Origin of the sequence: Streptomyces sp. NPDC056480 (assembly GCF_042795405.1) — a bacterium.
GTDB lineage: Bacteria > Actinomycetota > Actinomycetes > Streptomycetales > Streptomycetaceae > Streptomyces.
This window is the reverse complement of sequence record NZ_JBHTSA010000138.1, coordinates 1-20,614: the sequence shown is the minus strand read 5'-3', so window position 1 is coordinate 20,614 and position 20,614 is coordinate 1. Positions and strand designations below refer to the sequence as shown.

Here is a 20,614-nt window from a genome sequence, read left to right as displayed (position 1 = left end):
CCGGGTGCCGGCGGGCCGCACGGGCTGACGGGGCCGCAGCAGTGGCCACGGCGGGGGCCGGCGCGAGAGCGGGTTCGAGGGCAGGGGCGGCGGCCGGGTCGGCCGGGGCGCTGAGCGGAACGCCGGGGAACGGCGCGTACTCCCGGAACGGGCCCTCGGCCGTCGTGCCGTACACGGCGTAGGAACGCGTCTCGACCGGGACGGCGGGCGGCGGCGCGGCGAGCGTGAACCACACCACCTTGCCGTCGGCCCCGCACGGACGGACGCCCCAACTCTCGCTGAGCGCACCGACGATGGCGAGGCCGCGACCGGACGTGGCCAGCTCCTCGTACCCGTCGCCCCCCTCGTACGCGTCGAGCGGGTCCGGGCACCCGACGGCCTCCGGTATGCGGGGGTCGTGGTCCCGGACGGAGACCGTGAGGCGGTCGAGCAGCAGCTCGATCTCGACGGTGCACCGCTTGTCCGGCCGGGCATGCCGGTGGACGTTCGTCAGGAGCTCGGTGACACCGAGCACGGCATGGTCGATCAAGGCGTCGAGCTGCCAATGACGGAGATGCGCGGAGACAATCCTGCGGACCTGTCCGATCCGCGACGGCAGGGCTTGGAGCTCCACCGCGTAATACCTGCTCGGCTCGCTGATCACGGCTGCGACTCCCCGAAGTAGTCCGGAAGAAGACGAAGATTCGGATCTCACATGCGGTACAGCAGGGTGGCGACCTGAGCACACTGTCACCACCGGTCAACCCTCGGTGAGGTGGTACCAGCCTGAACCAGTGGTGAGCGTCCCGCAACTCACGGCGACCCGCGACACGCCGGGGTGTCGCCTCAGCGCCGCCCCGCCGCGCGCTTCAGCGCCGCCAGGAAGCGTCCCGACTCCTCCGACGCGGCGCGGCCCTCGCCACCGGTGGCGCCGCCCTTGTCGAGGGTCAGCCGGTAGCGCGTGCCGTTCACCGTGGCCACCGCCTCGTCGGGCTTCGCGAACCACGGGCGCCCCGCCCGGACCGCCGTCACGGGGGCGCTGTCGATCTCGCTGCCGTAGCTCGTGAGGAGGGCGAGCCGTCCGTCCTCGATCCGCACCTCGCCGGCGCGTGTCAGTGAGCGCGGCCAGCGGGCGATCCGTACGCCCCTCGCGCTGAACTCGGGTTCCGACATGCCGATCCGCCCCTTTCACCCGGTTGCCCTCCCAGTGTGCCGGGCCGTCGCGGCCCGCACCAGAGGCCCTTCCGCACGGCGTCCGCAAGTCATCCCTATGGACAGTCAAAGGAAACGTTTGCCCAGGTGGGAGGGGTATGGTCGGCAGCGGGGGAGCCCCGGGACGTGATTGAGGAGAGGCGCGGATGAGCACCACCGAGAACAGTGTGGAGAGCGGTGTCACCACCGCGGCGGTGACCGTCGACGTCGACCGCACCGACCCGGCGTACCGGTCCTGGCTCAAGGAAGCCGTCCGCAAGGTCCAGGCCGACGCCAACCGCTCGGCCGACACGCATCTGCTGCGCTTCCCGCTCCCCGAGAAGTGGGGCATCGACCTCTACCTCAAGGACGAGTCCACCCACCCCACCGGCAGCCTCAAGCACCGCCTCGCCCGCTCCCTCTTCCTGTACGGCCTCTGCAACGGCTGGATCCGGCCCGGCAAGCCCGTCATCGAGGCCTCCAGCGGGTCGACCGCCGTCTCCGAGGCGTACTTCGCGAAGCTGATCGGCGTCCCCTTCATCTCGGTGATGCCCCGCACGACCAGCCCCGAGAAGTGCCGGCTGATCGAATTCCACGGCGGGCAGTGCCACTTCGTCGACGACTCGCGCACGATGTACGAGGCGGCCGCCGCGCTCGCGGAGCGCACCGGCGGTCACTACATGGACCAGTTCACCTACGCGGAGCGGGCCACCGACTGGCGCGGCAACAACAACATCGCCGAGTCGATGTACCAGCAGCTGAGGCTGGAGCGCTATCCGGAGCCCGCCTGGATCGTGGCCACCGCGGGCACCGGCGGCACCTCGGCGACCATCGCCCGCTACGTCCACTACATGCAGCACGACACCCGCATCTGTGTCGCCGACCCGGAGAACTCCTGCTTCTTCGACGGCTGGACGCATCACGACCCGCACGCCACCGCCGACTGCGGTTCGCGGATCGAGGGCATCGGCCGTCCCCGGATGGAGCCCAGCTTCGTACCCGGCGCCATCGACCGCATGATGAAGGTGCCCGACGCGGCGAGCGTCGCCGCCGTCCGCGCCCTGGAGGCGGCGATCGGCCGCAAGGCCGGCGGCTCCACCGGCACCGGCCTGTGGAGCGCCTTCAAGATCATCGCCGAGATGGTCGCCCATGAGCGGACCGGCAGTGTCGTCACCCTGATCTGCGACGGGGGCGAGCGCTACCTGGACAAGTACTACTCCGACGACTGGCTGGCCGCCCAGGGTCTGGACATCGGCCCCTACAGCGCCGCTATCGAGCGGTTCCTGGAGACGGGGGCCTGGCCGGAGTGAGCCGCCGGTCGAGCCGGCGCGCGGCGTCCCGGAAGGACAGCCCCACGCCCGGCCCCGCCAGGCGCAGTGCCAGCCGGAACGGCGCGGCGCCGTCGGCGGCCATCGTCCACCGCAGCCGGGTGCCCTTGCCGGCGGGGGAGAGGGCCCACTCCTCCGCGAGGGCCGCCATGCCGGGGGCGTTGGTCGAGTCGACCCGGTAGGCGTACCGGGCGTCGGGCTCGGCGGCGAGGATCGTCTCCTCGAAGACGATCCCGCCCCGGAGGCGGACCGTCCGGCCCGCCCCGTCGCCCGACGGGACGGCGGAGGAGACCGGGGTGAACCAGGCGGGCAGGCTCCCCACCTCCACGGCGAGGGACCGGTAGACGGTCGGGGGCGGGGCGGCGAGCGTCGCCGTGAAGACCAGACGGACGGGTGCGGACGCGGTGAAGTCGAGCTCCACCGGCCTCAGTCGGCGTGCCATGGACCAACCCTCCCCAGGATGGAACAGGACGGAAGCGGAAGTGCACCCTAGCTGACGGAATGTCAACAGCACAGGGGGTGCGGAAGGTGGCCCCGCTCACTCCTCAGGACCGGCCGCGGCCGTCGGCGACACCGGCCGTCGACAGCCGCGGCGACACCGGCTGTCGACAGCCGCGGCGACACCCGCCGCCGACGCTGGCCGCCGCCGACGCTGGCCGCCGCCGACACCGGCCGTCGGTCTCCGTCCGTCGACACCGGCCGTCGGTCTCGGTCCGCCGACACCGTCTGTCCGCCGCCGCCTCCGTCCGTCCGCCGGGCCCGCCTCATCCCTCCCGCAGCAGCCCGTCCACCGCCCGGCCGAACAGGGCACGCCCCGCCCACCCGAGCACCGGGTCGAAGGCCCGCGGCAGGCCCCGTACGGACAGCTCCTCCGTCCACACCACCCGGCTTCCGCCGCCCGGCATCTCTGTCACCTCGACGAGCGCCCACCCCCGCACGACCCGCCCGGACTTCTCCAGACGGCAGACGCCCGCCCGGTCCGTCCCCGCCTCCGGCGGTTCCCAGACCACGACCTCCATCGGGTCGTCGAAGGACAGCGGGCCGATGCCGGTGCGGGCCGTGAAGCGGGTCCCGGCCCGGTTCGGCCCCGGCGTCAGCACGCTCGTCCGGGTCAGCGGCACCTGGCGGCCGTGGGCCGGCCAGTCCGTGAGCCGCCGCCACACCTCGTCCGGAGCCGGCGACACGGTCCGCTCGACCCGGAAGAGCGTCATGCCCGGTCCCCGGGAAGGAGGCTCACGCCTGCTCCTCGCCCGCCACCGCGAGCCCCGGCAGGTGCTCCGCCACCTCGGCCCGTACGTCCTCGGGCAGGCCCCGGTCCGTCACCCAGGTGTCCACCTCGTCCAGACCGGCGAACGAACTCAGGCCCACCGTGCCCCACTTGGTGTGGTCGGCGACCACGACGACCCGGCGCGCCGACCGCATCAGGCATCCGTTCGTCTCGGCCTCCGCCAGATTCGGCGTCGAGAGGCCCGCCTCCACCGAGATGCCGTGCACCCCGAGGAACAGCAGGTCGAAGTGGAGCGAGCGGACCGCCCGGTCCGCCACCGGCCCCACCAGGGCGTCGGAGGGCGTGCGCACCCCGCCCGTCAGGACGACCGTGGCCGCTCCGCGCCGCGACTCGCCACCACCACCCGTCAGTTGGGCCTCGTGGAACACGTCCGCGACCCGGACCGAGTTCGTCACCACGGTCAGGTCGGGCACGTCGAGCAGATGCCGGGCCAGGGCGTAGGTCGTCGTGCCGCCCGACAGGGCGATCGCGCTGCCCGGCGCGACCATCGCCGCCGCCGTCCGGGCGATCTCGTCCTTGGCACTCGGCTCGAGCACCGACTTGGCCTCGAAGCCCGGCTCGTGGGTACTCGCCTCGACCACCGGAACGGCCCCGCCGTGCACCTTCGCGAGCATGCCCTGCCGGGCCAGCGCGTCCAGGTCGCGACGGATCGTCATGTCCGAGACGCTGAGGCGCCGGGTCAGCTCGTTGACCCGTACACCGCCGCGCCGCCGTACCTCGTCGAGGATCAGGGCACGCCGCTGCTCCGCGAGGAGGTTCTGGTTGTCAGTCACCGCCGGGGCCGGTCCTTCCGCAGGAGACAAGGGGATGGGTGTCGGATTCGGTGAGGAACGGTGCGCGGGCGCACCACTGTCCGCGATCCTGGTGCCGACGTCGCATCTTCCCACCCTGAGAGGAAGTCCCCTCAGTGTCCCCTGCCACACCCGCTCCGGAGAGCGGCGGCGCGGCGCTCGAACTCCTCGTCCACGGAGTCGGCGGAGCCACCCCCCAGGACATGCTCGACGATCCGAGGACCGTACGGATCACGGGCGACAGGACCGCCGCCATGCACCGGCGGGCCGAGGACGTCGACGCCGAGGACCACCCGGAGCGGTACGCGGCCCGCCCGGTCCCGGAGGCGTACGTCTGGTCCCATCTGACCTCGGGCGACGGCGCCCGCGCCCTGTGGCTGCTGCTCCTGCCCTTCATGGTCGTCAACCTCGCGCACTGGATGCGCCCGCCCGCCCAGGGCAGGCCGGGGCTCGTCCGGACGTACGGCGTCCTCGTCCGGCTGGTGGCCCTCACCCTCACCGTGCTGCTCACCGCCGCCGCCTGCGAGGTCGCCCTCGACCTGACCGCCTGGCAGTGCGCCGCGAGCGCCGCCTGCACCGACGCGTACTCCTGGCTCGGCTTCCTCTCCGAGGCGCGCGGCGGCTGGTGGTCGGCGCCCGGCCGCCGCCTCGCCCTCGCCGCCCTGGTGCCGACGCTGCTCGTCGGCCTCCTCTGGTACCTGTCGAACCGGACCTGGAGCGCGTACGAGGCGCAGCGCCCGCCCACCGGATACGACGACCCCGTGGCCGCACCACGGGCCGCCACGGGACCGGCCCCGGTCGCGGACGGGGCCGCCGACACGGAGAGCGCCGACCGGGGGGACGACGGTCCCGGCCCCGTCGAACTGCGGCCCGCCCTCGGCCGCCCCGGCTTCTGGTACGGCCGCCGGCTCGTCGCCCGCCTCAGGGCCGCCCACACCGCCGCCGGCTTCCTCACCGTCGCCGCCGCCCTCGCCACGGCCACCGCCCGGCACGACGCCACCAGCGCGGGCGCCGGCTCCTTCCTCGGCCGGGCCCTCCAGGCCGCCGTCGCCGCCCTCGCGGTGCTCGTCCTCTGGGTCGTCTGCCGCCGCGGCCGCAGCGAGCGCCGTCTCGACCTGCGCGTCGAACGGGCCCTCGTCTCCTGGCTGCCCGGCGTCTCGCTCGCCGTGCTCGCGCTCACCGCCCTCTACGCCGGCTGGTCCCGCCCCGGCTGGACCTCCGGCGGAGCGCTGCCCGGCAACGTCGCCTTCGGCGGACTCACCCTCGCCCAGGGCGGCCTCGTCGTCGCCCTCGGCGTCGTCGCCGTGCTCCTCCAACGGCCCCGCGGGGACACCCGCACCGCGCTGCGCGGACTCGGCGGCCCCGCCGTCGCCATGCTCGCCTGCGCGCTCGCCGGAGTGATGTCCGGAGGTGTCGCCCAGCGCGTCGCCGACTGGCTCGACGGGCCCGCCACCCCCGGCATGGGCGACGGCGGCCCCCGCATCAGCCCGCCCGTACTCCTCAGCTGGCAGGCATCCGTCATCCCCGTACTGCTCCTGCTGCTGCTCGTGCCCGCCGTCCTCCTCGCCGTACGGACCGTGATCGCCGGACGACGAATCCGCGAACAGGTCGAGGCCGACTACGAAGCCGCCGACGAACGCGACCCGGTCCGTACCGGCCAGATCGCGGCTGGCCGGGCCCGGGCGTCGCTCACCGACTCCGCCCCCGTCCTCGTCGGCGTCATCTCCGGAGCCACCCTGCTGCTCGGGGCGGGCTCCGTCGCCGGCGCCTGGGCCAGCGGAAACGTCCCCGGCCGGGCCTTCGACGGAGCCCATCCGGCGATCGCCTCCCTGGCCACCGTCACCCAGGCCATCGGTTCCTGGATGATCGGCTTCGGCTTCCTGCTCTTCGTCACCTGGGGCCGCCGCGCCTACCGGGACGCCTCCGCCCGCCGCACCATCGGCATCCTCTGGGACGTCGGCACGTTCTGGCCGCGCGCCGCCCACCCGTTCGCCCCGCCCTGCTACGCCGAACGGGCGGTCCCCGACCTGACCTGGCGGATGAGCTCCTGGACCCGGAGCACCGGCGGCCGGCTCGTCATCTCAGGACACTCGCAGGGCAGCGTGCTCGCCGCGGCCGCCGTCTGGCAACTGCCGCCCGCCACCCGGGGCCGGGTCGCGCTCCTCACCTACGGATCCCCCCTGGAGCGGCTCTACGGACGCTGGTTCCCGGCCTACTTCGGCCCGGAGGCACTGCGCGCCCTGAACCGCACGGTCCACTGCTGGAGCAACCTGTACCGCGCCACCGACCCCATCGGCGGACCCGTCCGGGTCCCCGCCGAGGGCGGCAGGCCCGCCGTCGACGCCGAGGTCCTCCTCGACCCGGTCGCCTACGGCCGCACCCGCGCCCACCCGCTGCCCGAACCGATCCTGGGCCACTCCGACTACCAGGCCGACCCGGCGTTCGCCCACCGGCGCGGCGCCCTCCTGGACCGGCTCCCGCCCGCCGTACCCCACCAGCGCGAGCCGAACGAGACGACCGATCAGGGGAGTTCGGGCAGATCGTCCGGGTAGAGCAGCGTCAGATCGTCCGTGCTCGCCTCGGCGAGCTCGGCGACCCGGCCCGCGTGCCGCTCCACCATCGACTCGAACGTCTGCCGCGCCGTACGCCCGTTGCCGAAGGCCGGACCCTTGGGCAGCTTCGTGAAGTACACGAGCAGGGCCTCGTCCGTCCCCGGGGCGAGCCGGTACTCGTGCTCGTCCGCCTGCTGTCCCACGATCCGGAGCAGCTCGTCCGGGTCGTAGTCGCCGAAGGTGATGGTCCGTGAGAAACGGGACGCCACACCGGGGTTGACCGTGAGGAAGCGCTCCATCTCCGCCGTGTAGCCGGCGACGATCACCACCACCGCGTCGCGGTGGTCCTCCATCAGCTTCACCAGCGTGTCGATCGCCTCACGGCCGAAGTCACGGCCCGAGTCCTCCGGCGACAGGGCGTACGCCTCGTCGACGAACAGCACCCCGCCGCGCGCCCGGTCGAAGGCCTCCTGGGTGCGGATCGCCGTCGAGCCGATGTGCTCGCCGACCAGGTCCACCCGGGAGACCTCCACCAGATGCCCGCGCTCCAGGACCCCCAGCGAGGCCAGGATCTCGCCGTACAGCCGGGCCACCGTCGTCTTGCCCGTGCCCGGGTTGCCCGTGAAGACCAGATGGCGGCGGACCGAGGCGGCCTTGAGCCCCGCCTCCTGACGTCTGCGCCCCACCTCGATCATGTTGGTGAGGGTCCGCACCTCCAGCTTGACGCTCTCCAGGCCCACCAGGGCGTCGAGTTCCCCGAGCACGTCCTGCGAGGAACGGGCGTCCACCGCCGGAACGTCCGGGACCGGTACGACGGCCGGGACGCGCGGTGTGGGCACCGTCCCGAGGAGCCCTCCCGACTGGGTGGCCGTCAGGACCGTCCCGCCGTCGGGCACGGAGGAGCGGACCGCGCTCTCGTCGCTGGTGCAGTCCTCGGCGCTCGCGCCCTCCTCCGGGAACTCGTAACCGCCGCGCGCGCACCGCTCCGTACGGCACTTGCGCAGGGTGGTGCGGCAGCCGTCGGTGACATGGAACCCGTACCCGCCGCTGCCCGTGACCCGGCAGCCGGTGAAGGAGCCGCGGCCCTCCGCCGAAACGTAGAAACCGGCCTCCGCGGGCGAGGTGACCGTGCACCGGTCGATCGTGGGATCGGCGCCCTTGGTGACGATGACCCCGGTCTGCACGGAGTCGATCGTGCAGCCGCCGAGCGTGCCGCCGCTGCCGTGGTCCCGGAACCAGGCACCCGTCGACGCCTCCCGGATCCGGCAGTCGTCGAGCTGCGCCGTCGCCCCGTCGCTGACCGACACCGCCGTGTTCCGCACCTGCGACAGATCGCTGTCGACGACGTCCACCCGCGAACCCCGGTCGAGGACGAACAGCGCGTCCGGCACGTCGTGCACCCGGCAGGCGTCGAGGACGGCGGTCGCCCCGTCGCTCACCCACACCGCCGGATAGTCGCCCGTACTGTCGTGGATCTCGCACTGGTTGGCGTCCACCCGGGTCCCCGGGTCCCACACCGAGAGGCCGTTGCGGCCGAAGCGGCGGACGGTCGACCGGGTCAGCGTGAGGACCGAGCGCGAGCGCAGGTCGACGGCGTTCTCCGGGACGTCGTGGATGTCGCAGTCGGAGAGCGTGAGCACCGCGTCGGTGTCGAGCGTGATGCCGTCGCCCGAGGTGCGGTGCACCGAGGAGTCGGTGAGGTGGGCGGTCGCACGGGCCGCGATCTGGAGACCCGCGCCCTTGATCTCGTACACCTCGCAGCCGACGCCTTCGAGCCCGCTGCCCTCACCGGTCACGGCGATTCCGGCGCCGGAGGCGTGGTGCACCCGGCAGCGTTCGAGCCGCGGGTGCGCACCGCCCCGCACCGAGATGCCCGCCTGCCCGGCGGAGACCACCTCGCACTCCTCGAACACCCCGCCCGCGCCGTCGACCACGGCGATGCCGACCCCGGCGGGATTGTCGACGGTGCAGCGGCGGACCGTCGGCCTGGCCGCGCCCCGCACCTCTATCCCGGCCGCCGAGCGGGTCATGATCCGCAGATCGAGCAGCTCGGGGGTGCCGTCCTCGACGAGCAGCGCCGGAGCGGCGACGTCCTGCCCCTCGATGTGGAGGTCCTGGACGGTGACGGAGGCGCGCAGCGTCAGCGGCACCCCGTCCGGCGGTGCGATCCGCACCGAGCCGATCGAGCCCTCGGGGCCGCGCAGGGTGACCGCCCGCCGGACCACCAGGTTCTCCCGGTAGGTGCCGGGGGCGATGGTGAGCACGTCCCCGTCCCCGGCCGCTTCGAGTGCGGCGGCGAGCGAGGGGTACTCACCCGTGCGGCGCCGCCACCGCGATGTGCCGGTGTGCGTCACCTGGACCGTGCCCTGTGCCATGGGTGTGTCCTGCCCCCGCCTCATGCCTCGCCGCTGATCCGATGCCCCACCGTAGCGCGCGCGAGGGCGCGGGGTTGACGGGTCGTGGACGCGCACGTGCACCCGCTGCGGCGTGGGCGCCGGGCACATGTCACGCCCGGTCAGGGGACGGTCGCCGATGGTCGAGGTCGGTCGGGCTCGGTCGCGCGGTGGCGCTGCCGGAAGCCGGTCGGGCGGCGGTCGGATGTCGGACGGGCGGTGGTCGGACGTCGGTCGGAAGCCGGGTGGGCGTGGTCGGGCGTCGGTCGGAAGCCGGGCGGGTGTGGGCTTCCGCCGCGGTCGTGCCGAGGCTTGGTCGATGGTCGATGTTCGACCGGGGTCAGCTGCCGGTTCCCGTGCGGCCCCAGTCCGGACCGGTCGCCGCCCACGCGCGGTCGAGGCGCGCGTACCGCATCAGCACCAGGCGGCGTACGGCGAGGCGGCGGACGATCTCGACCATGAGTCCAGCGAGCAGCGCGGCCGTCAGACCGGCGACGGCCGCGTGGGCACGGGCGGTGTCCTCGTGCATGGGCTGAGCGACGGGGTGTCCGTACCGGTCGGTCCACAGGGGGAAGGTGGCGCCCGGGGCGGACGTCCGCCGGGCCGTCGTCACCGTTCCCGTACGGGTCGAGCCGTCGGGTGCGGTCCACTCGGCCACGACGGAGCGGCGCAGACGCTCCTCGCCGGCCGCCTCGGCGGTCCTGGGGCCGCCCGCGGGCCGGTCGGCGGGTCTGAGCACCCGGGCCGTCGTCGGCACACGCTGTTCCTGCTGGGTGCGGACCGCGCGCTGAAGGGAGCCGTGGGCGGAGGTGCCGGCGGCCCAGCCGGTGAGGGGCACGACGAGACAGAGCAGCGCGACCGCCACGAAGGCGACCCAGGCCTCGACGAGATCCGTGGTCCGGCGCAGGGGATTGTGCCGCCAGCGCCAGAGTCCGATGGCAGCACGCACGTCGGAACCCCCTCGTTGTTCACAGCTCCTTCAACGAGTGTGCCCCGGGGGCGGGTTCCCCGCCTGTCGGGCCGGTGAAGTGTGACGGGGGTCCCGCAGGGGGTGTCGAAAGGCGCGGAGGGGCGGCGGCTCAGTCCAGGATCTTCACCTCGTCGCCGACCCGGACGGTGCCGGTGTGCTCGGGGACGAGATTCTGGCCGAAGATGACCCGGCCGCCGCTCTTGCGGTGCCGGGCCAGGGTCCGCAGCGGCTCCTTGCCGCGCTCGGCGGTGAACTGGTTCGTCGTGGTGACGACACAGCGCCCGCACGGCCGCGCGACCCGGAAGGCGACCTCCCCGACGGCGAGCCGCGTCCAGCCGTCCTCCGCCCAGGGGGCGGCTCCCTCGATCACCAGGTTCGGCCGGAACCGGTTCATCGGAAGCGGGCCCTCATGAGCGTGGTCCCCCTGCGCGATGAGGGAGTTGAGGGCGTCGAGCGACGCCGTGGTGGTGACGAGCAGCGGATAGCCGTCCGCGAAGCTCACCGTCTCGCCGGGCAGCGCGTAGTCCGGGTCGACCGGGCGCCGGTGCTCGGGCGCGTCCATGTGGACGAGCCGGAACTCGCCCTCCAGATACGCCGAGAGCCAGCCGGACGCCTCGGGACCGGCCGGCACGGCCTCCACCGGCTTGTCGAAGACGTCCACCGTGACCGTGGACGAGGGGTGCGGTACCTCGACGGTCAGCGGCGGACGACCGGACGCGGACAGGACGACCCCGCCGCCCGGCAGCGGCTCCGCCGTGGCCAACGCCATCCGGGGGTGACGGCGTTGGGTCACGACCTTGTCCGCCGCGTCGACGACGGCCCAGCGACGGTCCCCGGCCAGCCCCCAGGGCTGGACCTCGGCCTCCGCGGTGGCCAGCGCACGCATGGCCTTCACCGGGTGGACGTGGACGGAGCGGAGCAGAGGAGTCGGCATGCGGTCATCCTGCCAGCCGCTCCGGACCCGACGCCGTCCGGAGGATGAAAGCCGGTCAGTAGCCTCCGCCCTGGTACGGACGGTTGTACGGGTCCTCGTACTGCATCGGCGCGGGCGCGGGCCGGGGAGCCGCAGGGCGCATCGCCTCGTACCCCGCGGGGGCGGGGCGGGGCGGCTGCGCGTACTGGCCGCCCTGGTAGCCGCGCGGGGCCACCTGCTGCTGCGGGATGTACGGGGCGGGGGCGTGCTGCAGGGGCACGGGAGCCATCTGCTGCGCGGGCTGCGGGTATCCGTAGCCGTTGCCGTAGGAGGGCTGCGGGCTGGGCGCCGCCGGGAGGGCGGGCAGTGCCGCGGGGAGCGCCGGCAGGTAGGAACCGCTGGAGGGGAAGCTGCTGCCACTGGCCGGGAAGCTGCTGCCGGTGTCGTAGGCGGCGGGCACTCGGATCGGGGCGATCTGAGGCGTGCCCCGCTCCGCGACCAGGGAGTCGTAGATCGGGGTGTCCGGGAAGGACGGCGCGGTGTGGTAACCGCCTCCATAGGTGGAGCGGGGGGAGGTCATGGCACATAAGTTAAGCCCACGATGTGCTGGTTGGGGAGCCTGATTAGAGGGTTGTTTGACGGGCTTCGTGAAGAAGTGGATCCCCAATCCGAGCGAACATGCCAAAAACGGGCGGCGGAACGTGCCAAGATCATGTAAAAGCCGAGTTCGGAGGGGGTTACCGGCGGGTCGGGGCCCCCGGGTCGGCCGGTCGTCCCCGGGCATGAAGAACACATAAAGAAAAGGTGCCCGGAAGGCGTGCAGGGAGTGATCATGGGCATGCTTAAGCGTCAATCCACGGATCTCCAGGGCGATGTGTACACGCCGAATTGACGGCGCTACTCCCCGTGTCGGGAAAACTATTTCCGTTAAGAGGACGGCGCGCTCACCTGAAGCGACGTCACCGTCACTCGCCCGGTGCGACATCACGGCACCGCTCCGGTGCCGCCTCCGGCCGCGCGTACGTCCGGCCCTTCCACGCCGCACCGACACCCCGGTAGTGCCGGACCGCCGAGTCCACCGTCATCAGGAGATAGAGGAACGCGGTGAAGGGCAGCAGCGGCGCGAGCCACAGCGGCTGCCGGTAGTAGCGGAGCATCGGCACGTACGTCCCCGCCATCACCGCCCACGCCGCACCACCCGCCCAGGCCGCCGCCCCGTCCCCGCGCACCGCACCCGCGGACAGGGCCACCGGAGGCACCAGATAGACGAGGACGAGACCGGCCACCGTCCCCAGGAGCAGCAGCGGACTGTGTCGCAGCTGCGCGTAGGCGCTGCGGGCGACCATCCGCCACAGATCGCCGAGCCCCGGATAGGGGCGCACGCTGTCGACCCGCTCCGCGAGCCCCAGCCAGATCCGGCCACCGGTCCGCCGCACGGCCCGCGCCAGTGACACATCGTCGATCACCGCCTGCCGGATCGCCTCCGGCACGTCCGCCGCCACCGCCGTCTCCGTCCTCAGCAGCACACAGCCGCCCGCGGCGGCCGTCGCCAGCGGACGCGGCCGGTTGATCCAGCGGAAGGGATAGAGCTGTGCGAAGAAGTAGACGAACGCCGGCACGACGAGACGCTCCCACAGGCTCTCCACCCGGAGCCGGGCCATCTGCGACACCAGGTCGAGACCGTTCGCCTCCGCGGCCGACACCAGGAGACGGAGACTGTCCGGCTCATGGGCGATGTCCGCGTCCGTCAGAAGCAGAAACCCGGGTCCACGCGTGCGTGCCAGCGCCATGCCGTGCCGCAGCGCCCAGAGCTTCCCCGTCCAGCCCGGCTCCGGCTCACCCGGTGACACCACGGTCAGCGGCAGCCCCCCGTGCCGTGCGGCGAGCTCGACGGCCAGCCGGCCCGTGCCGTCCGTGCTCCCGTCGTCCACCAGGATCACCTCGGCGACCCCCGGATACACCTGGGCGAGCAGTGACGGCAGGCTCAGCGGCAGCACCTCGGCCTCGTCCCGCGCCGGCACGACGATCGCCACCCGGGGCCACCGCTCCCGCTCCCCGCGCGCGGGTGGCTCCTGATCGCGGGGGGCCGACGGAAGCCGCTGGTCCGTGCGCCAGAAGAAGCCCTGGCCGAACAGCAGCCAGACCCAGACGGCCAGGGAGGCGAGCGCGAACCAGGCGAGGGTGCTCATTCGCGGCAGTCTGCCCCAGATCAAGGGGCTCAGAACGCTCATCGGCTAGGGTGACCGGGTGAAGATCGCGCTCATGGACTCCGGAATCGGCCTCCTCCCGGCAGCGGCCGCGGTGCGGCGGCTCCGGCCGGACGCGGACCTTCTCCTCTCCAACGACCCCGACGGGATGCCGTGGGGACCGCGTACCCCCGAGGACCTCACGGAGCGCGCCGTCGCCGTCGCCCTCGCCGCGGCCGAGCAGCGCCCGCAGGCCCTGATCGTGGCCTGCAACACCGCCACCGTGCACGCCCTGCCCGCCATCCGCGCCGCCCTCGAACCGGACATCCCCGTCATCGGCACCGTGCCCGCGATCAAGCCCGCCGCCGCCGGCGGCGGCAAGGTCGCCATCTGGGCCACTCCGGCCACCACCGGCAGCGCCTACCAGCGCGGACTCATCCGCGACTTCGCCGACGGCGCCGAGGTCACCGAGGTGCCCTGCCCGGGCCTCGCCGACGCCGTGGAGCACGCCGACCCCGAGGCCGTCGACCGCGCGGTCGCCGCCGCCGCCGCGCTCACCCCTCGCGACGTCCGCACCGTCGTCCTCGGCTGCACCCACTACGAACTGGTCGAGGAACGGATCCTCGCCGCCCTCGACGCCCGCGGCCGCGCCGGGCTGCCCCCGCTGGTCTTCCACGGCTCCGCCGAAGCCGTCGCCGCGCAGGCGCTCCGCCGCGTCGGCGCCCGACCGGCCCCCGACGCGGACCCGACCGGCAGCCTCTCCGTCCTGCTCAGCGGCCGCCCCGGACCGCTCCCCGCCACCGCCCTCGGCTACGCCGAAGGCCGACTCCTCGCGGCGGTCGCACCGGCCCACTGAGCGGCGTTCGCACCCGCCCGCCGACTGGCGTTCGCGCCACGAGCCCGCTGAGCGGCGCCCGCCTCGCCCGCCGAGCGACAAGTCGCACCCGAGCGACGTTCGCGCCGGTCCCGCGGCGTTCACGCAGGTCCCGCCGAGTGGCGGACGTCACCGGCCACCTGGCGTCGGGGCCCCGCCCGCTCCCCGCCGAGGGCTGTCACCGAGCGTGCCCGGGTGACCTCGCTCCGTCGCGCTGTTCCGGGCGAACCTGGGTACTCTTCCCGATATGAGGCACCACGCCCGGAATGAGCACGCCGACGAGCGGACGCCCGCCGTCTGGACCGGCCGCGCCACCAACCGCTTCCAGTGGGTCGCGGCGGCCGCCGGTGCCGCCTGCGTGGCCCTCGGCATCGCCCTCGCCGTCGAGTCGGCCTGGACCTCGGGCATCGCACCCCTCCTGATGGCCGTCATCGGCTGCGTCGCCGCCGGACTCCTCGTCCTCTTCGGCACCCTCGCCTTCGTCCATGTGGCCGTGAAGGTCGACGACAGCGCCATGGAGGTCCGCTGCGGCCACATCGGCGTGCCGCGCCGCCGCATCCTCCTCTCCCATGTCGTCGGCGCCGACTTCGAGCCCAGCGTCACCCCGCGCCACTGGGGCGGCTGGGGCTACCGCTGGCGCCCCGAGAAGGGCACGGCCGTGGTCGTCCGGCGGGGCGAGGGCCTCATCCTGCGCCTCGGCGACGGACTGACGTTCACCGTCACCGTCGACGACGCCGAATCCGCCGTCCGCGTCATCCGCGACCGCCTCCGCGACATGGCCCCGCCCGCGCCTCCCGCGCCCACCGGCCGCCCCGTCTGACCGGAGCCGAAGCGGCCCGGCCGGGCCACACGCCGGGCCACACGCCGGGCCGAACGCCTGGCCACACGCCGGGCCCGCCCGCCCTCCGCCGCCGACAGGAACGACCCGTAGACTCCGCAAGGTGAGCGCCACCATCACCCCCGTCGACGCGTCCGCAGCCGACACCGCCCCCACGCCGGCTCCCCGGCTGCGGCGGTTCGTCCGGCCCGGGGCGGCACTGCTGTCCGGGCTCCTGCTCTACCTGAGCTTCCCGCCGCGCCCCCTGTGGTGGCTCGCGCTGCCCGCCTTCGCCCTGCTCGGCTGGAGCCTGAGGGGCCGCCGGCTCCGCGCCGGGTTCGGCCTCGGATACCTCGCAGGGCTCGGCTTCCTGATGCCGCTGCTCATCTGGACCGGCGAGGAGGTCGGCCCGGGGCCCTGGCTCGCCCTGGCCGCCGTCGAGGCGCTGTTCGTGGCCCTCGCCGGCCTCGGCATCGCGGCGGTCTCCCGGCTCCCGTGGTGGCCGTTCTTCGCCGCCGGGGTGTGGATCCTCGCGGAGGCGGCACGCGCGCGCGTGCCCTTCGGCGGCTTCCCGTGGGGCAAGATCGCCTTCGGTCAGGCGGACGGGATCTTCCTGCCGCTGGCCGCCGTGGGCGGCACGCCGGTGCTCGGCTTCGCCGTCGCCCTCTGCGGCTTCGGCCTGTACGAGACGTACCGCCAGATCCAGGCCCGCAGGGCCCCGGGGACGGAGACCGGCGCGGTGCGCGAAGAGGGCTCCGTCACCGGCACCGTCCGTGACGAGGACTCCGTAACCGGCGCGGCCGCCGAGGCCGCCGGCACGGACGCGGACCGTGCGCCCGCCACCCGCTCCGGCACCCGCCCCGGCACCGGGCTCGAGGCGGCCGCCGACGCCCGCCCCCGCACGCTCCCGCGCGGCCCGCTCGTGGCCGCCGCGCTCGCCGTGCTCGTCCCGGTCACCGGCGCCCTCGCGGCGCTGCCGCTCGTCGACGACTCGGCCGAGGACGGCACCGCCACCGTCGCCGCCGTCCAGGGCAACGTGCCCCGCCTCGGCCTCGACTTCAACTCCCAGCGCCGGGCCGTCCTCGACAACCACGTCGCCCGCACCCGTGAACTCGCCGCGGACGTCAAGGCCGGCCGCGCGCCGCAGCCCGACTTCGTGCTGTGGCCCGAGAACTCCTCGGACATCGACCCCTACGCGAACGCCGACGCGGCCGAGGTCATCGACGGCGCCGTCCGCGCGATCGGCGTGCCGACCGTGATCGGCGCGGTCATCGCCCCCGAGACCGGCAAGCTCCGCAACACCCTCATCGAGTGGGACCCGGACCGCGGCCCCGTCGCCACCTACGACAAGCGGCACGTCCAGCCCTTCGGCGAGTACATCCCGATGCGGTCCATCGTGCGCGTCTTCAACAGCAACGTCGACCGGGTGAGCCGCGACTTCGGCGCCGGTACGAAGGTCGGGGTCTTCGACCTGGCCGGTACGAAGGTCGGCCTCGCCACCTGTTACGAGGCGGCCTTCGACTGGGCCGTGCGCGACACGGTCACCCACGGCGCCCAGCTCATCAGCGTCCCCAGCAACAACGCCACCTTCGGCCGCAGCGAGATGACCTACCAGCAGCTCGCGATGTCGCGGGTGCGGGCCGTCGAGCACAGCCGGTCGGTGGTCGTGCCCGTCACCAGCGGGGTCAGCGCGGTCATCCGCCCCGACGGCGAGATCGTCGCCGAGACGAAGATGTTCACCCCGGACGTCCTCGTCGAGAAGGTGCCGCTGCGTTCCTCCCTGACCCCGGCGACCCGGATGGGCACCCTGCCGGAGGCCCTCCTCGTGGCGCTCGCGGCCGCCGGTCTCGGCTGGTCGGCCTTCCGCTCGGTACGGGCCCGGCGCACCGGGTCGGAGTAGAGCGGAAGCGGCGCCCGACGGGGGCGGCCCACGGATGATCTAGGGTCGGTGCATGGCTACCCCTGACTTCATCCGGGCCCTGCGCGAGACAGCCGGCCACCAGCTCCTCTTCCTGCCCGGAGTGAGCGCCGTCGTCTTCGACGACCGGGGCAGGGTGCTGCTCGGCCGGCGCGCCGACAACGGACGCTGGGCGATCGTCGGGGGCATCGTCGAGCCCGGGGAGCAGCCCGCCGACTGCGCGGTGCGCGAGGTCTTCGAGGAGACCCCAACGGCGACCAGTGCCAGTTCCTGGACGTCTCCTTCCGCTGCCGTGCGGTGGGCGGCGAGGCGCGGGTCAACGACGACGAGTCCACCGAGGTCGGCTGGTTCGACGTGAACGACCTGCCGGAGATGAAGCGCTTCTCGCTGCTGCGGATCGAGAAGGCGCTGGCCGACGAACCCACATGGTTCCGCACCACAGCAACCAGCTGAACTATGGGCCCGGAACACATCGGTGGGGGAGTGGGCGCTTCATAGGGTGCGGAGCATGAGCGCCCCCATCACCGCCCCTCCCGGTGCCGTGTCGGACCTCGGTTCGCCCGCCGCCGCACCCCAGCCCCGTACCGTCGTCCTCGACCTGACCGGCCGCACCGCGCTCGTCACCGGCGCGGCCGGCGGCATCGGGCGCGCCTGTGCGCTGCGGCTCGCCGCCTCGGGGGCCCGGGTCAGAGCCGTCGACCGGGCGGCCGAAGGCCTGGAGACCCTCGCCGAGGAGGCCGCCGGGCTCTCCGGGAGCCTCGAGCCCCGGCTCCTCGACCTCACCGACCTGGACGCCGCCGAGGCGGCCGCCGACGGCGCCGACATCCTCGTCAACAACGCCGGACTCCAGCTCGTCCGGCCCATCGAGGAGTTCCCGCCGGACGTCTTCCACACCGTGCTCACGGTCATGCTGGAAGCGCCCTTCCGACTGATCCGGGGCGCTCTGCCGCACATGTACGCCCAGGGCTGGGGCCGGATCGTCAACATCTCCTCCGTCCACGGGCTGCGCGCCTCCGCCTTCAAGTCCGCGTATGTGGCCGCCAAACACGGTCTGGAGGGCCTGTCCAAGACCGCCGCCCTCGAAGGCGCCCCGCACGGGGTCACCTCCAACTGCGTGAACCCCGGCTACGTACGCACTCCGCTCGTCGAACGGCAGATCGCCGACCAGGCCGCCGCTCACGGCATTCCGCCGGAGCGCGTCCTCTCCGACGTCCTGCTGAAGGACTCGGCGCTCAAGCGGCTCATCGAGCCGGACGAGGTCGCCGAGGCCGTGCTCTATCTCTGCACCCCCCAGGCCTCGTTCATCACGGGCACCTCCTTCACGCTCGACGGCGGCTGGACCGCCCACTGAAGGACGGCCGCCAGTACCCCTGACTCCGGCGCCCTCGGGGCCCCTGCCCCCTGCGCCCCTGGTGTCCCTGCTTCCCCGTGAAGGTCGTCCACAGGGGTGGTGCGACCACACGTTCGGCAGGTATCCCTGTGTCCATGTCCCACGAACACGTCTCCTACCTCGAACTCCTCACCAGGGGAGCCGCGACGGAGGCCTACGACCGGCCCGTGCTGCTCGCCCGTGCGAGCGGCGCGGGCCCCGAGGCGCTGGCCGAGCTCGAAGAGGCCAAGCAGCTCGCCCTGCGGGTCCGGGCCGAGCTGGAGGGGCGGCGGCGCCGCGAGGCGGAACTGTCCGCGCTCTTCGCCACCGCCCACGACCTCGCGGGACTCCGCGACCTGGACGCCGTGCTCCGCGCGATCGTCCAGCGCGCCCGCTCGCTCCTCGGCACGGAGTGCGCCTATCTGAGCCTCAACGACCCCGCGGCCGGCGACACGTACATGCGGGTCACCGAGGGCTCCGTCTCCGCCCGCTTCCAGCAGCTCAGACTGGGCATGGGGGAGGGCCTCGGCGGCCTCGTCGCCCAGACGGCCCGCCCGTACGTCACCGACGACTACTTCGACGACGCGCGCTTCCAGCACACCCGGACCATCGACACGGCCGTACGGGACGAGGGCCTCGTCGCCATCCTCGGCGTCCCGCTCAGCCTCGGCAGCCAGGTCATCGGCGTCCTCTTCGCCGCCGACCGGCGGGCCAGGGTCTTCGAACGCGAACAGGTCGCGCTGCTCGGCTCCTTCGCCGCGCACGCCGCCGTCGCCATCGACACCGCCAACCTCCTCGCGGAGACCCGCTCGGCCCTCGCCGAGCTGGAGCGCGCCAACGACATCATCCGTGAGCACAGCGGCGTCATAGAACGCGCGTCCGAGGTCCACGACCGGCTCTCGGAGCTCGTTCTGCACGGCGGCGGCGTCCACGACGTCGCCCACGCCGTCTCCGAGGTCCTCGGCGGAACCGTCGAGTTCACCGAGGAGGGAGCCGGAACGGCCCGCAGCGCCGACGGCCACGCCGTCCGCGAGGGCGACGACTGGGTCGCCGCCGTCTCCGCCGGCGGAGAGACCCTGGGCGCCCTCGTGCTGCACGGCCAGCCGGACCTCGACCCGGTCGACCAGCGCACCCTGGAACGCGCCGCGCTCGTCACCTCCCTCCTCCTGCTCGCCCGCCGCTCCGCGGGCGAGGCCGAGCAGCGGGTACGGGGTGAACTCCTCGACGACCTCCTCGACGCCCCGGACCGCGACCGACGGCTCCTCAAGGAGCGCGCAGCCCGGCTCCGTACCGACAGCGACGCCCCGCACGTGGTGCTCGCCGCCCGGATCGACCGGGCCGGCGGCACGGCCGACCCGGACACCGGTGGCCGCGAGAGCGCCGACCGCCAGCGCCTCTGGTCGGCGGCCACCCACCTGGCCGCCACCCGCCACGGACTCGCCTCGGCCCGCGACGGCGGCACCGTCCTGCTGCTGCCCCTCGGTCCCGGCGAGAGCGCCGCCGACCTCGCCCGGCAGACCGCGCGCAGCCTCGGCGGCACCCTGCGCGAGCCCGTCACCGTGGGCGCCTCCGCACCCGTACGGGCGCCCCTCGACCACCCGGACCAGGTGGCCGTCGCGTACGAGGAGGCCCGCCGCTGCCTCGACGCGCTCCGGCTCCTGCACCGCTCCGGCCAGGGCGCCGCGGCAGAGGACCTCGGCTTCCTCGGCCTGCTGCTCGCCGACAGCCGGGACATCGACGGCTTCGTCGACCGGACGGTGGGTCAGGTCGTCGCGTACGACCGGCGCAGGGGCACGGACCTGATCCGCACGCTGGACGCCTACTTCGCGAGCGGCATGAGTCCGGCCCGCACCAAGGACGAACTCCACGTCCACGTCAACACGGTGGCCCAGCGCCTGGAACGGATCGGACGCCTCCTCGGCCCGGACTGGCAGTCCCCGGCCCGCGCCCTGGAGATCCAGCTGGCGCTGCGCCTGCACGCGCTGGCGGACGCGGTCACGACCCCATGAGAAGGGCCCGGGGCCCCGCTCGTCACGAGCGGGGCC

The 20,614-nt window shown here is 73.8% G+C and carries 17 protein-coding genes and 1 pseudogene; 8 read left to right on the top strand and 10 right to left on the bottom strand.

The features are described from left to right. Both ACFQ79_RS35475 and ACFQ79_RS35470 read right to left on the bottom strand, forming a co-directional pair. Nucleotides 1–643, bottom strand: a 643-nt coding sequence (locus tag ACFQ79_RS35475; protein WP_383591099.1) for an ATP-binding protein, incomplete at its 3' end; no start/stop codon positions are given. A 182-nt stretch (nt 644–825) separates the two neighbouring features. Further along, nucleotides 826–1,152, bottom strand: a complete 327-nt coding sequence (locus ACFQ79_RS35470; RefSeq protein WP_383591095.1) for a hypothetical protein — start codon at nt 1,150–1,152, stop codon at nt 826–828. A gap of 185 nt (nt 1,153–1,337) precedes the next feature. Here ACFQ79_RS35470 and ACFQ79_RS35465 point away from each other — a divergent pair, with 185 nt between their 5' ends. Beyond that, nucleotides 1,338–2,480, top strand: a complete 1,143-nt coding sequence (locus tag ACFQ79_RS35465; protein ID WP_383591092.1) for a PLP-dependent cysteine synthase family protein — start codon at nt 1,338–1,340, stop codon at nt 2,478–2,480. Here the strand turns inward: ACFQ79_RS35465 and ACFQ79_RS35460 are convergent. From ACFQ79_RS35460 to ACFQ79_RS35450, 3 genes are all read right to left on the bottom strand, one after another. Next, the gene (locus ACFQ79_RS35460) at nt 2,440–2,940 is read right to left on the bottom strand and encodes an SRPBCC family protein (protein WP_383591090.1); all 501 of its coding nucleotides are present in this window, start codon (nt 2,938–2,940) and stop codon (nt 2,440–2,442) included. The two genes, ACFQ79_RS35465 and ACFQ79_RS35460, sit on opposite strands and share 41 nt — an antisense overlap. Before the next feature lie 322 nt (nt 2,941–3,262). Beyond that, entirely contained in the window at nt 3,263–3,709 is a 447-nt protein-coding gene (locus ACFQ79_RS35455; protein WP_383591088.1) for an SRPBCC family protein, read from the bottom strand. 22 nt (nt 3,710–3,731) lie between these two features. Then, nucleotides 3,732–4,559: a DeoR/GlpR family DNA-binding transcription regulator gene (locus ACFQ79_RS35450; protein WP_383591084.1), complete on the bottom strand. Its 828-nt coding sequence runs from the start codon at nt 4,557–4,559 to the stop codon at nt 3,732–3,734. A 134-nt stretch (nt 4,560–4,693) separates the two neighbouring features. Here ACFQ79_RS35450 and ACFQ79_RS35445 point away from each other — a divergent pair, with 134 nt between their 5' ends. Continuing rightward, nucleotides 4,694–7,129, top strand: a complete 2,436-nt coding sequence (locus ACFQ79_RS35445) for a hypothetical protein (RefSeq protein ID WP_383591082.1) — start codon at nt 4,694–4,696, stop codon at nt 7,127–7,129. Here ACFQ79_RS35445 and ACFQ79_RS35440 read toward each other — a convergent pair. The 5 genes from ACFQ79_RS35440 to ACFQ79_RS35420 all read right to left on the bottom strand — a co-directional run bounded on the left by ACFQ79_RS35440 (nt 7,099) and on the right by ACFQ79_RS35420 (nt 13,594). Continuing rightward, nucleotides 7,099–9,504, bottom strand: coding sequence for a right-handed parallel beta-helix repeat-containing protein (locus tag ACFQ79_RS35440; RefSeq protein WP_383591079.1), 2,406 nt, complete (start codon nt 9,502–9,504; stop codon nt 7,099–7,101). The genes ACFQ79_RS35445 and ACFQ79_RS35440 overlap by 31 nt on opposite strands. A 358-nt stretch (nt 9,505–9,862) precedes the next feature. Continuing rightward, entirely contained in the window at nt 9,863–10,471 is a 609-nt protein-coding gene (locus ACFQ79_RS35435; protein ID WP_383591076.1) for a hypothetical protein, read from the bottom strand. Nucleotides 10,472–10,601: 130 nt separating this feature from the next. Further along, nucleotides 10,602–11,426, bottom strand: coding sequence for an MOSC domain-containing protein (locus tag ACFQ79_RS35430; RefSeq protein WP_383591073.1), 825 nt, complete (start codon nt 11,424–11,426; stop codon nt 10,602–10,604). Nucleotides 11,427–11,481: 55 nt separating this feature from the next. After that, complete coding sequence (locus ACFQ79_RS35425) at nt 11,482–11,985, bottom strand: DUF6643 family protein (protein ID WP_383591070.1); 504 nt, start codon at nt 11,983–11,985, stop codon at nt 11,482–11,484. A 385-nt stretch (nt 11,986–12,370) separates the two neighbouring features. Next, nucleotides 12,371–13,594, bottom strand: coding sequence for a glycosyltransferase (locus ACFQ79_RS35420; protein ID WP_383591067.1), 1,224 nt, complete (start codon nt 13,592–13,594; stop codon nt 12,371–12,373). Nucleotides 13,595–13,667: 73 nt separating this feature from the next. Here ACFQ79_RS35420 and ACFQ79_RS35415 point away from each other — a divergent pair, with 73 nt between their 5' ends. The 6 genes and pseudogenes from ACFQ79_RS35415 (at nt 13,668) to ACFQ79_RS35390 (ending at nt 20,578) form a co-directional block, all read left to right on the top strand. Beyond that, on the top strand, nt 13,668–14,447 hold the full coding sequence (locus tag ACFQ79_RS35415; protein WP_383591102.1) for a glutamate racemase: 780 nt from the start codon (nt 13,668–13,670) through the stop codon (nt 14,445–14,447). A 265-nt stretch (nt 14,448–14,712) separates the two neighbouring features. Continuing rightward, nucleotides 14,713–15,285 carry a hypothetical protein gene (locus ACFQ79_RS35410; protein ID WP_383591064.1) on the top strand — a complete coding sequence of 191 codons (573 nt, stop codon included), beginning with the start codon at nt 14,713–14,715 and terminating at the stop codon, nt 15,283–15,285. 121 nt (nt 15,286–15,406) lie between these two features. Continuing rightward, nucleotides 15,407–17,182, top strand: a complete 1,776-nt coding sequence (lnt, locus tag ACFQ79_RS35405) for an apolipoprotein N-acyltransferase (protein WP_383591061.1) — start codon at nt 15,407–15,409, stop codon at nt 17,180–17,182. Between the two features lie 52 nt (nt 17,183–17,234). Next, nucleotides 17,235–17,653 (top strand): annotated as a pseudogene (locus ACFQ79_RS35400) (NUDIX domain-containing protein). A gap of 55 nt (nt 17,654–17,708) precedes the next feature. Next, nucleotides 17,709–18,551: a 3-hydroxybutyrate dehydrogenase gene (locus tag ACFQ79_RS35395; protein ID WP_383591058.1), complete on the top strand. Its 843-nt coding sequence runs from the start codon at nt 17,709–17,711 to the stop codon at nt 18,549–18,551. A gap of 134 nt (nt 18,552–18,685) precedes the next feature. Continuing rightward, nucleotides 18,686–20,578 carry a helix-turn-helix domain-containing protein gene (locus tag ACFQ79_RS35390; RefSeq protein WP_383591055.1) on the top strand — a complete coding sequence of 631 codons (1,893 nt, stop codon included), beginning with the start codon at nt 18,686–18,688 and terminating at the stop codon, nt 20,576–20,578. Nucleotides 20,579–20,614 lie beyond the last annotated feature (36 nt).

Excerpts from the sequence above, each read along its gene's own strand:
- ACFQ79_RS35470 (WP_383591095.1), bottom strand. The coding sequence starts at position 1,152 with ATGTCGGAACCCGAGTTCAGCGCGAGGGGCGTACGGATCGCCCGCTGG.
- ACFQ79_RS35465 (WP_383591092.1), top strand. The coding sequence starts at position 1,338 with ATGAGCACCACCGAGAACAGTGTGGAGAGCGGTGTCACCACCGCGGCG.
- ACFQ79_RS35460 (WP_383591090.1), bottom strand. The coding sequence starts at position 2,940 with ATGGCACGCCGACTGAGGCCGGTGGAGCTCGACTTCACCGCGTCCGCA.
- ACFQ79_RS35455 (WP_383591088.1), bottom strand. The coding sequence starts at position 3,709 with ATGACGCTCTTCCGGGTCGAGCGGACCGTGTCGCCGGCTCCGGACGAG.
- ACFQ79_RS35440 (WP_383591079.1), bottom strand. The coding sequence starts at position 9,504 with ATGGCACAGGGCACGGTCCAGGTGACGCACACCGGCACATCGCGGTGG.
- ACFQ79_RS35430 (WP_383591073.1), bottom strand. The coding sequence starts at position 11,426 with ATGCCGACTCCTCTGCTCCGCTCCGTCCACGTCCACCCGGTGAAGGCC.
- ACFQ79_RS35425 (WP_383591070.1), bottom strand. The coding sequence starts at position 11,985 with ATGACCTCCCCCCGCTCCACCTATGGAGGCGGTTACCACACCGCGCCG.
- ACFQ79_RS35420 (WP_383591067.1), bottom strand. The coding sequence starts at position 13,594 with ATGAGCACCCTCGCCTGGTTCGCGCTCGCCTCCCTGGCCGTCTGGGTC.
- ACFQ79_RS35415 (WP_383591102.1), top strand. The coding sequence starts at position 13,668 with ATGGACTCCGGAATCGGCCTCCTCCCGGCAGCGGCCGCGGTGCGGCGG.
- ACFQ79_RS35410 (WP_383591064.1), top strand. The coding sequence starts at position 14,713 with ATGAGGCACCACGCCCGGAATGAGCACGCCGACGAGCGGACGCCCGCC.
- ACFQ79_RS35395 (WP_383591058.1), top strand. The coding sequence starts at position 17,709 with ATGAGCGCCCCCATCACCGCCCCTCCCGGTGCCGTGTCGGACCTCGGT.
- ACFQ79_RS35390 (WP_383591055.1), top strand. The coding sequence starts at position 18,686 with ATGTCCCACGAACACGTCTCCTACCTCGAACTCCTCACCAGGGGAGCC.